Genomic DNA, 13,542 nt, shown 5'->3' with positions numbered 1-13,542 from the left:
CTTCTTCTACCGAAAAATTAGAACTCTAATTGTTTGGGAACATCCTATTTACTAAAGCAAGTTGTACCTGGAACATTTGCAGTGCGAAATCTGTAACATTCTTTGACAGTTGCACGCTCTAACGACCAATCATAGGGCTTATCTGAAGTTCTAAAACCATCAGCCATAATTGTTCTGCGGAAGTGCGCCCCGCGAAAATTGGTAAACTCTAAATTCGCACCCTCAAAGTTAGTTGCTTCTAAATTCGTACCCATTAAGCCAGCACGAGACAAGTTAGCGTTTGCCAATGAGGCTGATTTTAAATTCGCCCCAGTCAAAGAAGCCCCTGTAAGGTTGGCCAAATCGAGAAACGCCCCCTGTAAATTAGCACTAGTTAAATCGGCATTAGCAAGATTAACTTGGGATAAAATGGCATTTCTCAAGTTAGCACTGCGTAAATTTGCTCTCACTAGACTGATTTCAGTTAAATCAGCACCACTCAAATTGCATCTAGGACAGGAGCCTGTACTTTTTAACCTGTCTAAGTCTCTGGGGTTGAACGCAAAAGCTTGTTCCATGATGCCGATACAAGCTAAGAGGGAGAGACTAACTACAATTTTGAGTTTCATAACTGTTTACCAAAGATGAAAATTTATGTAACACTTAATACAATATCTCAATATATTAGAGTGTTTTGGCATACCACAGCAATGAAGCAATCATAAAGAGTCTATAAAAATCTTATAAATTCCCTTCATGGGACTACACAAAATTGAATTTAGGGTTTAGAATAATTTTCGTAAGGGACTATACTGAACCATTTATAGACTACCACATATGTGAACCCCCTAGCTGAAAACATTACGGCTGGGGGGTTCTTTAACGCCATCCCAAAAATTTCAAGCCAGGGACAATGAGGTAATAACTCACCCCTAACCAAAAGCTCATCAGCAGACTTACCAAACTGAAAAAGACAAGTGGGAGGTAGAGGGCGGAGGATTCCGACTGAGGGTAAAATTCAAAAACGGTGGTGGGAAAGCCAAAAATGATTAACGTGGCGAAGATAGTGGCGGTACCCAAGGCTGTAACTAGGGCATGAATTACGTGATCACTGCGAAAACCTATGTTCAAGGTCAATAAAAAAACTCCTACTAAAATTACGGCTAATAGTCCTTCGCCGCTATCTTTGGTAGTGATTAATTGGAAAACTAAGCTGCTTAAGCCATAGCTCATCATCCCCATGAGAGGTGTGATTAAAAACCGTCGGCGTTGACCAAAAGAACCGGATGTTGTGATTCCCCAAGCAGTTCCCAAACCTGCACTGGCAAATACTATAATTTCTGTTCCTACTACTGAGGGAACATTGTTGACTAATTCGGGTAAGTAAGGTAATAGATATGTGGTAATTTGTTCGTCTAAGTCTGTGCGGTAAGTAATCAGAAAGCCAATAACAGTACCAATAGAACTGGTCAGCGTGGTTATGACCATAGCCCATATAGTTGCTATGCAGGCTTGTAAGACTTGAAAAATTGCCTGACCGATGACAATAACTGTTTGACTAATAGCTTTGGTGAGATTGAATATTCCTTGCTGAATGTCTTGAATGAATAGGGTAAATTTACGCTCAATATCTGTTGCTGCTTGCTTGACAGAGTTCGAGATTTTGCTAAAGAACTGAAGTGGGGAAGATGTCTGCCTAATTTTGGTTAAGCGTTTTTGAATAATCTGGGCATTTCCTGGACGCGATCGCACATCTTCTAGTACCATCTCATCTAGTAAATCTGCAAATTTATGGTTAATCTGCACCTGATTTCGCCATTGCAGAACTCCTGTTTGGGGATGTTCCAACTCCGGTGGATATTTACCAGTAAGTAATTCAATCATGGTACGACCAAGAGCATAAAAATCAGCCCCAGGGCTAACTTTACTCCCAGTTATCTGTTCTGAAGGACTGTAACCAGAAGAATATAATTTAGTGGAACTGGACTCGGACACTTTTTGAGTCGTTTGTTTGACTCCACCAAAATCAATCAAGACCAATTGTTCATTGTTTCCCCCTGGCAATTGGGGTACATTTGTGGGGTAACGGCGTAACATCAAATTAGATGGTTTGATATCCCGGTGGATAATCTGACGTTTATGTAATTCCTGTAAAATATTGACAGCCTGGGAAAACCAATCTAAGACCAAATGCTCTGGACATCCTTGGGGATATTTTTCTAGTACCTTTTCTAAAGTTTGCCCATTAATTTTTTCCATCACCAGACAAGCTAGTTGACGTGGTTTTGCAGTGGGCAAATTTACCTGAAAATAACCATCTGGTTCCACTCTGGGAACACCCGGATGGCGCAAGTTAATTAAAACTTCGGCTTCTTGCGTAAATAATTCTAAGGCTTTTGGTGAATTGTCTACCAAAACCTTCAGGACTTTCTCTTGCTGGGTTTTTTGATCCCAGACGGTGTAAATCTGAGAAAATCCGCCTGAACCCAAGGGTTGCAGAGGGACATAACGATCTAACAGCTGTAAAAGTGTGCCACAACTGTTGCAGAATTTGTTTCCCCAAGGTTGAGGATAAGGACGTTTACATTCAGGATTTATGCAGTGAACCGCAGTCTGAGTGATGTGGGACACATCCGCTAGAATACAAAGGCTAAATTGATTTTAACCTTTATCTTGGCGATTCCCCATTTTAAAGTTCAATTCTAAAGTTTTAATGTAGCTGTGGGATGGAGGAAAACTAGGAGAAAGTCTATAAATAACAATGATAAACGATGCGATCGCCTGAAAAAGCGGCAAGCTATGATATATGGGGAAAGTATGCCGCACATAGTCTCAAATTTTTATGAAAGTAGCAGTTTTCAGTACAAAGGCTTATGATCAACAGTTTTTAGAAGCTGCAAATTCTTCCTATAATCACGAACTAATTTTTTTTGAAGCTCGGTTAAGTTTCAGTACCGCCATCTTAGCAGCTGAGTTTCCGGCTATTTGTGTATTTGTTAATGACTTACTTGATGCGCGAACTTTAGAAATTCTCGCTTTTGGGGGAACTCGGTTTATTATCCTGCGGTGTGCTGGCTTTAATAATGTAGACTTAGTAGCCGCAGCAAAGTTAGGGATGAAAGTTGTCCGGGTTCCGGCTTATTCTCCCTATGGAGTTGCTGAACACGCAGTGGGGTTGATTTTAAGTCTCAATCGGAAAATTCATCACGCTTACAACCGCGTCCGGGAAAGTAACTTTTCCCTGTCAGGATTATTGGGATTTAATTTACATGGTCGCACAGTCGGGATTATTGGGACGGGGAAAGTCGGTCTGATTTTGGGACAGATTATGAAGGGTTTTGGCTGTCATATTCTGGCTTATGATGTATTTGTTAATGCTGAACTAGAGAAAATAGGCGGTAAGTATGTAGAGTTATCGGAACTATTTGCTCAGTCTGACATTATTTCTTTACATTGCCCTTTGACTCCTGAAACCCATCACTTAATTAATGCTGAGTCAATTGCACAAATGAAAACCAGGGTGATGTTGATTAATACTAGTCGCGGATCTTTAATTGATACTCAGGCTGTGATTGACGGTTTGAAGTCACACAAAATCGGGTTTCTGGGTGTGGATGTCTATGAACAAGAGTCACAGTTATTTTTTGAGGATTTATCTGGGGAAATTATTCAGGATGATGTTTTTCAACATTTGAGAACGTTTCCGAATGTCTTGATTACTGGACATCAGGCTTTTTTCACAGAGGAAGCTCTTTTCAATATTGCTGAAACTACTTGTGCTAATATTGCTGACTGTGAACAGGGTCGCTCTTGTGCAAATGAAATTAAGTGAGTTGAAATGTTATGTAGCAACCGCCAAGGAGGTGAGGACATAAAAGACTTTTTCCCTACTCCCCACTCCCCACTCCCCACTCCCTACACCTGCGAACGATAGGCAATGCGGAGGCTTTGGAATAAAATTACCAAAGATGCGATCGCCATTAAACCACCCCAAAACCAGTAAGGTAAAATTAAATACCTTTGCATTTGCCCAGTATCAGAAAGTCCCAGAGAACCCGCGTTGGAGCTAAATAAATAATTCAGTTGGTGGAATGTACTGACACAAGCTTGCACACCTAAAAATTGAATACCAAACCCTTGCACCCAGTGAGGAGTTCTGAGGGAAATTCCCAAAATAATTATCCCCAGTACAGGAATAGCTAGTAGTCCAAACCAAGAACGAACCCAAAGTAAGGTTGAAAGTAACAGAACACCACCGAGTATTTTTAAACTCAGGGAAGCGGTACTAAAACTACGGGAAGCCAGAATTAAACCTGCACCGGCAATCGGTGGACCCATTGGGCCGGCGGCGGCCACTAAAGCGGGGCCAAGTGGCCATAAAGACCGTGAAATGCTATAACTAGCTAGACCGGAGCCATTACTAAAGATTTGTAATTGATGGAACCTACCGCCTAAAATCAGAGCCATTAAGCCGTGACCCATTTCATGGAACCAAGTAGCAAGGATGCTAAAAGGGTATAAAATATAATCCCCGGCTGGAAATTGCCACAATACCACAGTGGCGATCGCAGCTGCAATCAGCCAATTTAGCCCCATACTTTCAACTACTGGGGGAGCATCGCTGGTCAGCCATGAGTAAAAATCTTGTCTTGGTTCCTTCATAGGTCAATTTCCCAAAGGTAATACTCACATATCTTAGTTTACCTATGAAATTAATAAAATTGCTACATACAACACAGCCCCTTGCACCCTAATATGAAAGCGCTGGGTTAAAAACGCTACACACAAGCATGAATTTATCTGTCTCCGGTCTAATGTGGATAATATGTTCATCCTCCAAGATAGATGGTAGAGGCTGCTGGAGGATGGTAGAAATCAATTAAGCAAGTTGAAAGAGAAATGTTACCAAATCTCCCTTACCTAGACTGATGCGATCGCCTGGTCTGAGGCGGTGACGGTTCCCTGGTAATAATGGCGAGTTATTAATGTAAGTCCCATTAGAACTACCCACATCTTCTACATAGTGAGAATCGCCCTCAACCCGAATATCTGCGTGTATCCGTGAAACAACTTCGGAATTAGGAAATCCGGAAACATCCACATCCGGGGGAATCCGGTCATTGGGTTTGCCAATGTGAATCACAGACAAACCTTGGGGTAATTCAATCTCACGGTCACTCTGCACATGAAATAATCGCGCTGTCACCTGCTGTAATTGCGTCATAGAAGCAAATGGCGCTGGCGCGGGTTCTACCACAGGTGCAGGTGCAGGTGCAGGTGTAGGTTCTGGTTCTGCTACAGGTTCTGGTACAGGTGCTGGTTCTGGTTCTGCTACAGGTTCTGGTACAGGTGCTGGTGCTGGTTCTGCTACAGGCGCAGGTGCTGGTTCTGCTCGTGGGGTTGACATCACCGTTGGTGGTAGAGGTGCAGCAGCTGGCGAATTTGTATTAGGTTCTGGGTTAATTCCCAAAGCATTTGGCTGTAAAAGTTCTAAAAGCGGATCAGGCTGTACTAAATCTGGTACTTCTACTGGGTTATCGGGAGCAACCGTTGTTACAGATGTAGCCGCCGCAGGTGCAGTATTTGAGTGGAGATTATAACCACATTGACCGCAGAAAGCAGCATCTACTTGGACACTTGCGCCACAGTTGGGACATTGACTTGTAGTTGGTAACGGCGTATAACAAGCTTCACACTGCACAGCGCCGTCTGGATTGGGGTGATTGCAATTAGGACAGACGATCATCAATTTAAGCCTTTGTTGAACATCATCGTAAGATAGTATTAGCAAACAGACATAACACTGTAGACATTATGTGTTGTCAGAGAGTGCCATAAAGAAAAGTTACTAGGAAATTTAGCTGCTTTTCAGCAGATGCATTAACGTTGGCGAGAAACTAACATAAATCTCCTACAGATGAGAATTTCCCTGACTGAACAACTCTAGCTTCCGATTTTAACAATTACTGCCAAAAGCTCAGTTAAGTTGGTAGTTTTGAACCTGCGGCGCTATCTAGTAACCACCAAAGTTCGCCTTGGGGTTGAATCAATCGGGAGGGATAAGTGAAATCATCGGCGACAGGGGCGAAAACTTGGGCTAAGGCGGGTATTTTATTAGCCCCAGCTACGAGAAAAATTACACTGTCAGCAGCGTTAATAAATGGGTAAGTGAAGGTTATGCGGGGGTTTGCGTCTTTGTTACCCACTGTAATCAGCCGATCAACTACTTTTAAAGCTGGGGTGTGAGGAAACAAAGAGGCGGTATGTGCATCATCACCCATTCCCAGTAATACTACATCTAAAGAGGGAAACCCTTGGGGAGAAGATTTAAAAAAGTCTCGCAGATGTTGTTCATATTTGGCGGCGGATACTGCGGGATCACCATCTAAGGTGGGTACAGCATGAATGTTAGAGGATGGGATATTAACACCATTTAACCACGCCTGCCGCGCCATGAGTTCATTGCTATCGGGATGATTTGGTGGTACATAACGTTCATCTCCCCAAAAAACATGAATTTTATCCCAAGGCAGTTTTTGTTTGGCGATCGCCTCGTACAATGGTTTAGGTGTACTACCACCAGCTAAGGCTATGGTAAATTGCCCGCGTTCCTTAATGGCTGTAGACAATTTGGCAAGAATTAAATCTAACGCTCGGTCCACTAGGGCTGAAATATCCGGGAGAACTTCCACCTGTTTGTTCATGGTTTCATCATAATATTGCCTACTTCCAGCAATACCATAACCAACTTATGACTATTCCCCGTTTTAACTTTTGAAACTTTTAACATGACAGCTTCGGTGCAGAGTGTATGCTGCTGACTCATTTACCCACCACCAATTGATCCCATTCAGAAATCGCCTCTTTTTGCGCCATTAACAATTGCTGAATCCCTGTTTCGGCAAAATCTAGCAGCTGATTTAACTGAGTCCGGCTATAACTGCCTTCTTCTGCTGTGCCTTGGGTTTCAATTATACCTAAATCGTGATTCATCACCACATTGAAATCCACAGTAGCCGCCACATCTTCAATGTAATTTAAATCTAAATATGGTTCCCCTTGCAATAAACCCACAGATATAGCGGCGATTTGTCCAGTCAGTGGCGATCGCTCCAACACACCCTGATGCAATAATTGATTAACTGCATGAGCCAAAGCCACAAACCCCCCTGTAATTGCAGCCGTTCTAGTACCAGCATCAGCTTGTAACACATCAGCATCTACAGTTAAGGTGCGTTCTCCCAAAGCCTGAAAATCAATAGCAGCTCGTAAACTACGCCCAATTAAACGTTGAATTTCTTGAGTTCTGCCAGATAACTTTAACAATTCCCGTGGTTGACGTGGTTGTGTAGCTGAAGGCAACATCCTATACTCAGAAGTTAACCAACCTTTGCCACTTCCAGCTAAAAACTTTGGTACTCCCTCACTCACACTCACAGTACAGAGAACTTGAGTGTCGCCAAATTTTGTCAGCACAGAACCGGGAGCAACGCGAGTAAAACCAGGATGAAAGCTGATAGGACGGAGTTCGTTAGGTTGCCGACCATCGGGACGCTGCCAAAGCATGAAAGTTACCTCAAAAATTTTATCCTTAATTATACTGCTTTCACGTTACAGATATTACAGCAAAAATTTGTGATCAACTGCTCTAGGGTACGGAAAGTAAATTTAAGATATTTTGTTGTACCATGTCTGGGGATTGATCACCGTTGATAGTTAACAAACGACGGCGACGGTCGTAATATTCTAGAATGGGAACGGTGCGATCGTAAAATAACTCTACACGACGCTGGACAATTTCCGGTTGGTCATCGGGAAGAGAACGCCCCAAAGATCGACTCACCATCACAGCTTCTGATACTTGTAAATAGATAGCCCAATCTAACTTCTGTCCCAAATCATCCAATAAAAAATCCAATTCTTCCGCTTGAAAAGCCGTGCGGGGATAACCTTCTAACACCCAACCTGAATTAACTTTAGGCTGTTGGAGTTGCCAACGAATTATGGAAATCATAATTTCATCCGGGACTAACTCCCCTTTGATTACATAAGGCTCTGCATGGCGACCAAGATCCGTAGCATTAGTAATTGCTTCCCGTAACATCTCACCTGTAGAAATTTTAGGGATGTCAAAATGTTCGCACAGCCTTTGTGCTTGGGTAGTTTTACCTGCGCCTGAACCTCCTAAACACATTAATCTCACAATAACTCACTCCTCTCAAGGCAAAATTAACTACGATGATTATCATAGCTGTGGAAAAAATTATAATTAAAGTTTTGTAGATTTATTTCAACAGAGGTAACACGTGCTGAAAAATGATAAATGGATCATCGAACAAGCCAAATTAGGGATGATTTCTCCATTTGAAACCTCCCTAGTGCGCCAAGTTGAAGATAGGCGGGTTATTAGCTATGGTTTATCTAGCTATGGCTATGATTTGAGATTAGCGCCTACAGATTTTCGGATTTTTAGACATATTCCCGGCACTATTGTTAATCCTAAGCGATTTAATCCTGATAACTTAGAGCCTATTGCACTGCAAACTGATGAGGATGGCTCTTTTTTCATTATTCCCGCCAATTCCTATGCGTTAGGTGTATCCCTGGAGAGATTGCGGATTCCTCCTAACATCACAGTTGTTTGTATTGGTAAATCAACAATGGCGCGTTGCGGTATTATTGCTAACATTACTCCGGCAGAGGCTTCATGGGAAGGCTTCTTGACTTTGGAGTTTAGTAATGCTTCTAGCGCAGATTGTCGCATCTACGCTAATGAGGGTGTGTTGCAACTTCTGTTTTTAGAAGGGGAACCATGTCAAACGACTTACGCAGAGCGGTTTGGCAAGTATCAAGACCAACCCCAGTCTGTAACTATTGCCAAAGTTTAAACCCTGATCATCTATTCACTACTGGCGATCGCTCTCATCGCAATCTTTCCATCATACTGGGGAGCGATCGCATTCAGTTTTAGACAATTCCAAATCTTTGTCTTTTGCCTTTTACGCAGCACTGCGAGAAGTAAGCAAATTCCACAAGAAAATGGCTACAATTGCGCCAATTACTGCCAAAACAATCCCACCAATACTGAGAGTAGGAGCAGTTAAAGCAAACGCCCCCGTACTAAAAAATACTCCCAGACTACCACCGACAAAAGCACCAATAATTCCTAGTAAAATCGTTCCTAAAATCCCGCCGCCTTGATGGCCGGGGTAAATAGCTTTAGCAATAGCTCCAGCAATTAGACCTAAAACAATCCAAGCAAGAATATTCATGGTTTTTAATCTAGTAACTATTTTTACTCACAGACATAGAGTAACAGTTTAAACAAAGGATTAAATCTATCATCAGAACTAATTATTTACAAGGAAAAATAGGGAAAATGACTGATGGGAATAGGGCGTAGGTAATAGATATAGCTGGGGAGTAGGGAGTAGGGAGTAGGGTAAAAGCCTTTTGGTGTCTAACTTTTATGATCAGTTTATGTCCTAACGTCCTTGGCGGTTGCCATATCATCATTTCCTGGAATCCAACAAACAGCTAAGAGTAGAGAGATGGTGGCACAGATTTACGGAAAAACAGATAAGCTGTTTTATCTAAGCTGAATTTTTTTAACTTGACTATGGCAACGATTAACGACAATTACCTGAAGCTCAAAGCTGGTTACTTATTCCCCGAAATTGGGCGACGGGTGAATGCTTTTGCAGAGGCGAATCCTGATGCTAAAATTATCCGCTTAGGGATTGGGGATGTTACCGAACCTCTGCCAGAAGCTTGCCGCACGGCTATGATTAAAGCTGTAGAGGAAATGGGCGATCGCAATACATTTAAAGGCTATGGTCCCGAACAAGGTTATGCTTGGTTACGGGAAAAAATCGCCGTCCACGATTTTCAAGCCAGAGGCGCTGATATAGATGCCTCCGAAATCTTTATTTCCGACGGTTCTAAATGCGATACAGGCAACATTCTCGATATTTTCGGCAAAAATAACACCATAGCAGTTACAGACCCTGTATACCCCGTTTATGTAGACACTAACGTCATGGCTGGGAATACCGGAGATGCCAACGATAAAGGCGAGTTTGGCGGTTTAGTATATCTGCCAATTTCGGCGGATAATAATTTTAAAGCTGAGATTCCCTCCCAGAAAGTCGATTTAATTTATCTGTGTTTTCCCAATAACCCCACTGGTGCAACCGCTACCAAGGAATATCTCCAAGCCTGGGTAGATTACGCCAAAGCGAATAACTCGATTATTTTCTTTGATGCTGCCTACGAAGCTTATATTACAGATCCCGCCATTCCTCATTCCATCTATGAAATTCCAGGCGCAAGAGAATGTGCTATTGAATTTCGTTCCTTCTCTAAAAATGCAGGCTTTACCGGAACCCGTTGTGCATTAACTGTTGTCCCCAAAAACCTCACAGCAAAAGCGGCTGATGGTTCCGATGTGGAACTATGGAAATTGTGGAACCGCCGCCAATCGACTAAATTTAATGGCGTTTCTTACATTATCCAACGGGGTGCAGAAGCTGTATACTCCGAAGCAGGAAAAGCGCAAATTCAAACCTTGATCAGTTTTTACCTCGAAAATGCCAAAATTATTCGTGAACAACTATCAGCCGCCGGATTAGCTGTGTATGGTGGGGTAAATGCCCCCTATGTCTGGGTGAAAACTCCTCATAACTTATCTAGTTGGGAATTTTTCGATAAACTGCTGCAAACTGTGAATGTAGTTGGTACACCTGGTTCCGGTTTTGGCGCTGCGGGTGAAGGCTACTTCCGCATTTCAGCATTTAATAGTCGGGAAAATGTCGAAGAAGCCATGAAACGGATTACCGAAAAGTTTAAAGTGTAAAAATGTGTGGTGGGCATTGCCCACCATAAAACATTTCTTTGTCATCTTTCCTTCCTTCTTTTTTTCTTTGTGTACTTTGCGCCCTTTGCGGTATGCGCTTCGCGCACGCTACGCGAACGTTCCTCATATAAAAATAAAATGAATTTAGCAGTAATTCAGTATTAACAACTTATATGGTTTTACTTCAAGAATTATCGGAACTGTTACAAGCAGAAGATCCAGAAGAACGACAAACAATTACTGGTGTCAGTTGGGAAAGTTATGAAGCTTTACTCAATGATTTAGGTGATAGTCAGCAATATAGAATTACATATTTAGATGGAGTGATAGAACTGGTGTCACCAAGTCGCCGTCACGAACGGAATAAAAAAAACATTGGTTCTTTGCTTGAGGCTTATTTTCAAGAAAAACGGATTCGTTATTTTCCTTTAGGTTCTACCACTTTCCGCAAACCAGCCAGAAGAGGCGGTACAGAACCAGATGAATCATACTGCATTGGGACAGAAAAAGAATTTCCAGATTTAGCCATTGAAATAATAGTAACTAGTGGAGGGGTTGATAAATTAGAAGTTTATAAAATTTTAGGTGTCCAGGAAGTTTGGTTTTTTAGAAATAATCAATTTGAAGTTTATATTTTGCAGGGTGAAAATTATCAACAATTTGTTAAAAGTGAGTTATTGCCAAATCTGGATTTAGAAATATTAGCGGAATATGCGATCGCACCAGATCCTTTAGAGGCTATACTAGCATTTCGGGAAAGAGTTAAAGCAAGTTTGGATTAAATTTTTGTAGATTAGCGAATATATTTATTTAATTCCTCAACTAACTTATGTACTGTTGTACAAGGATTATCACTTTCGGGATTATGCGGATCATATTGCTTGAGGAGATTTTTAGCGTTTTTGATAGCAGTAGCTTGTCGATCTTCTAACTCTTCATAAATTGAATCGCTATTTTTTTTATATTTATTTTTCAGAAATTTATTTAACTTAGGAATGTAATCTTGGCGAGGAAGTGCAGTGTTGAGAAATTCAAAATGCAATAAATACCATAATTCAAAGGCTTCATTAGAGTAAGCAACTTTAAATCCTGCTTGATGGGCATTTGCGATTGCATTGTTAAAATCTTGTTTCTGACAATCATCTCGGTCAAATACGCACCAAACTTGGTTATACTCGTCTGGAGCATTCAACTCTTTTGCTGTTTCTACTAGCTTACTGGGATTATATCCGAATCCTCTCACATCAACAGAAACCACATTTCGGGGAACACGAAAAGATTTAAAGTAATTTGGTTCAGTTTTTTCACCTTCACAAATAATTAAAAATGTTTGTCTTAACTCTCTAGTAGCAACTTTTCTCTCAGAATAACCACGATTTTGTGTTTTTCTTGTGTTTTTAGGCATCAGGATGACCCAGAATTTGGCTTAAGTTACCAATAAAGGGAATAGCGCCATATTTGCCTTTAATGTAGTCATTTTCAAATGAAGCATCATTCCTAATTGGATATTCGACAAGGGAATATAAATCTGTAGCACCATATTTATTTTTTTCTGTAAACCAAATCTGATCTCTCCGAAATAGTTTGTTACTTAGCAGGTTAGTATCGTGAGTCATAAATATCAATTGGGCATTATTATAATTTGTTTCTTGAGAGTTAAATATTTCCACAATTGCTTTGCTGATTAGAGGATGAAGTCTCGCGTCAAATTCATCAAATATTAAAATATTGCCATTTTTAAGAGTATCTACTAAAAGACCAGCGATAGAAACTATTTTTTGAGTTCCTTCCGACTCTTGATAATCTAAATAAAATGATTCCAAAGATATCTGATTACCTTGCCTATCAAATTTTTGACGTACAGTGTTAATTAATCTTTGTTTTAAAACTCCGCTTTTCACAATCATTTTTTTAAATTCTTCTGATGTATTCTCAGGTAAAGGCAACGAATCTAGTTTAACTTCTATTTCATCTACTGTAATTTCGCTGATACCTAAATCTAGTTTTTTTATTAATTGAATCAATTCTTTTCTATTTTCATTATCTGCTGCTAAATATTTAACTGTATAATCTAAATAATCCGTGTTATCTAAACCTGAAATTATTTGTAATTTTCTTGTGAGCCAATTTAGGATGTTTTCGGCTATTTCAACATTAAATTGAGCAGCTACTGAGAGAAAAAGGGCGTTATGCCTGGTTTTTGAATCAATTCCTCCACCTTTAAAAGTTTTAGATATATGATATATATCAGTAGATTCTTCAAAATTACGTTCAAAAAGACGAGTTTCTCTTTTGTTAGGAACATAAAATAGCCACTCTGAAACAACCCTTTCTTGAGTAGCTTCAAAGCCATACCTATACTTTTGACCATCTAATAAAAACACAATTTCAAAGCAAGATGGTTGGTTTTGAGTTTCTGTACTAAGTCTAAATGGTTCAATTCCTATTTTTTCTGTGCTTTGAGTTTCTTTAGAGGAGTTAATCATAAACCACTTCATAAAGTCGATGGCTTTGGCTAGGTTACTCTTACCACTAGCATTAGCACCATAAATTGCCGCACTTTTGAGTAATGTTAGTTCATCATCTACTGCAAAGGTGTTGTTATCATCAACTTCTTTGTCTTTGGCTACAATATTAGCTGCAACCATGCTAAAAGTGACTTTATCTTTAAATGATCTGTAATTACCAATACTAAACTCTATGAGCAT

The 13,542-nt window shown here is 40.6% G+C and carries 14 protein-coding genes; 4 read left to right on the top strand and 10 right to left on the bottom strand.

The window, feature by feature from the left end; all coding sequences use genetic code 11:
- Window positions 1–44: 44 nt before the first annotated feature.
- Together ACM0OP_RS04545 and ACM0OP_RS04540 are read right to left on the bottom strand one after the other, a co-directional pair.
- Window positions 45–608 carry a pentapeptide repeat-containing protein gene (locus tag ACM0OP_RS04545; RefSeq protein WP_414527202.1) on the bottom strand — a complete coding sequence of 188 codons (564 nt, stop codon included), beginning with the start codon at window positions 606–608 and terminating at the stop codon, window positions 45–47.
- Window positions 609–858: 250 nt separating this feature from the next.
- Window positions 859–2,610, bottom strand: a complete 1,752-nt coding sequence (locus ACM0OP_RS04540; RefSeq protein ID WP_414527201.1) for a serine/threonine protein kinase — start codon at window positions 2,608–2,610, stop codon at window positions 859–861.
- 211 nt (window positions 2,611–2,821) lie between these two features.
- Here ACM0OP_RS04540 and ACM0OP_RS04535 point away from each other — a divergent pair, with 211 nt between their 5' ends.
- The gene (locus ACM0OP_RS04535; RefSeq protein ID WP_414527200.1) at window positions 2,822–3,811 is read left to right on the top strand and encodes a 2-hydroxyacid dehydrogenase; all 990 of its coding nucleotides are present in this window, start codon (window positions 2,822–2,824) and stop codon (window positions 3,809–3,811) included.
- Between the two features lie 83 nt (window positions 3,812–3,894).
- On the opposite strand, the gene ACM0OP_RS04530 is transcribed toward ACM0OP_RS04535, so the two are convergent.
- The 5 genes from ACM0OP_RS04530 to ACM0OP_RS04510 all read right to left on the bottom strand — a co-directional run bounded on the left by ACM0OP_RS04530 (window position 3,895) and on the right by ACM0OP_RS04510 (window position 8,182).
- Entirely contained in the window at window positions 3,895–4,641 is a 747-nt protein-coding gene (locus ACM0OP_RS04530; RefSeq protein WP_414527199.1) for a M50 family metallopeptidase, read from the bottom strand.
- A 217-nt stretch (window positions 4,642–4,858) separates the two neighbouring features.
- A complete protein-coding gene (locus ACM0OP_RS04525) occupies window positions 4,859–5,725 on the bottom strand; it encodes an FHA domain-containing protein (protein ID WP_414527247.1) in 867 nt (288 codons plus the stop codon).
- A 235-nt stretch (window positions 5,726–5,960) separates the two neighbouring features.
- Window positions 5,961–6,683, bottom strand: coding sequence for a 6-phosphogluconolactonase (pgl, locus tag ACM0OP_RS04520; protein ID WP_414527198.1), 723 nt, complete (start codon window positions 6,681–6,683; stop codon window positions 5,961–5,963).
- A gap of 118 nt (window positions 6,684–6,801) precedes the next feature.
- The gene (gene rph / locus ACM0OP_RS04515) at window positions 6,802–7,545 is read right to left on the bottom strand and encodes a ribonuclease PH (RefSeq protein WP_414527197.1); all 744 of its coding nucleotides are present in this window, start codon (window positions 7,543–7,545) and stop codon (window positions 6,802–6,804) included.
- Window positions 7,546–7,627: 82 nt separating this feature from the next.
- On the bottom strand, window positions 7,628–8,182 hold the full coding sequence (locus ACM0OP_RS04510; protein ID WP_414527196.1) for an adenylate kinase family protein: 555 nt from the start codon (window positions 8,180–8,182) through the stop codon (window positions 7,628–7,630).
- A 103-nt stretch (window positions 8,183–8,285) separates the two neighbouring features.
- Here ACM0OP_RS04510 and dcd point away from each other — a divergent pair, with 103 nt between their 5' ends.
- Window positions 8,286–8,867: a dCTP deaminase gene (gene dcd, locus ACM0OP_RS04505; protein ID WP_414527195.1), complete on the top strand. Its 582-nt coding sequence runs from the start codon at window positions 8,286–8,288 to the stop codon at window positions 8,865–8,867.
- Window positions 8,868–8,978: 111 nt separating this feature from the next.
- Here dcd and ACM0OP_RS04500 read toward each other — a convergent pair whose 3' ends face one another.
- Window positions 8,979–9,251 carry a GlsB/YeaQ/YmgE family stress response membrane protein gene (locus tag ACM0OP_RS04500; RefSeq protein ID WP_414527194.1) on the bottom strand — a complete coding sequence of 91 codons (273 nt, stop codon included), beginning with the start codon at window positions 9,249–9,251 and terminating at the stop codon, window positions 8,979–8,981.
- A gap of 347 nt (window positions 9,252–9,598) precedes the next feature.
- On the opposite strand from ACM0OP_RS04500, the gene ACM0OP_RS04495 reads away from it, so the two are divergent.
- Together ACM0OP_RS04495 and ACM0OP_RS04490 are read left to right on the top strand one after the other, a co-directional pair.
- A complete protein-coding gene (locus ACM0OP_RS04495; protein ID WP_414527193.1) occupies window positions 9,599–10,834 on the top strand; it encodes an LL-diaminopimelate aminotransferase in 1,236 nt (411 codons plus the stop codon).
- 173 nt (window positions 10,835–11,007) lie between these two features.
- Window positions 11,008–11,616, top strand: coding sequence for a Uma2 family endonuclease (locus tag ACM0OP_RS04490; protein WP_414527192.1), 609 nt, complete (start codon window positions 11,008–11,010; stop codon window positions 11,614–11,616).
- 11 nt (window positions 11,617–11,627) lie between these two features.
- On the opposite strand, the gene ACM0OP_RS04485 is transcribed toward ACM0OP_RS04490, so the two are convergent.
- Complete coding sequence (locus ACM0OP_RS04485; protein WP_414527191.1) at window positions 11,628–12,239, bottom strand: RloB family protein; 612 nt, start codon at window positions 12,237–12,239, stop codon at window positions 11,628–11,630.
- A complete protein-coding gene (locus tag ACM0OP_RS04480) occupies window positions 12,232–13,542 on the bottom strand; it encodes an AAA family ATPase (protein WP_414527190.1) in 1,311 nt (436 codons plus the stop codon). Before ACM0OP_RS04480 ends, ACM0OP_RS04485 begins: the two co-directional genes overlap by 8 nt.

The sequence above is a fragment of the Nodularia chucula CCY0103 genome (assembly GCF_963923915.1).
GTDB lineage: Bacteria > Cyanobacteriota > Cyanobacteriia > Cyanobacteriales > Nostocaceae > Nodularia > Nodularia chucula.
This window is presented reverse-complemented; position numbering and strand designations above follow the sequence as displayed.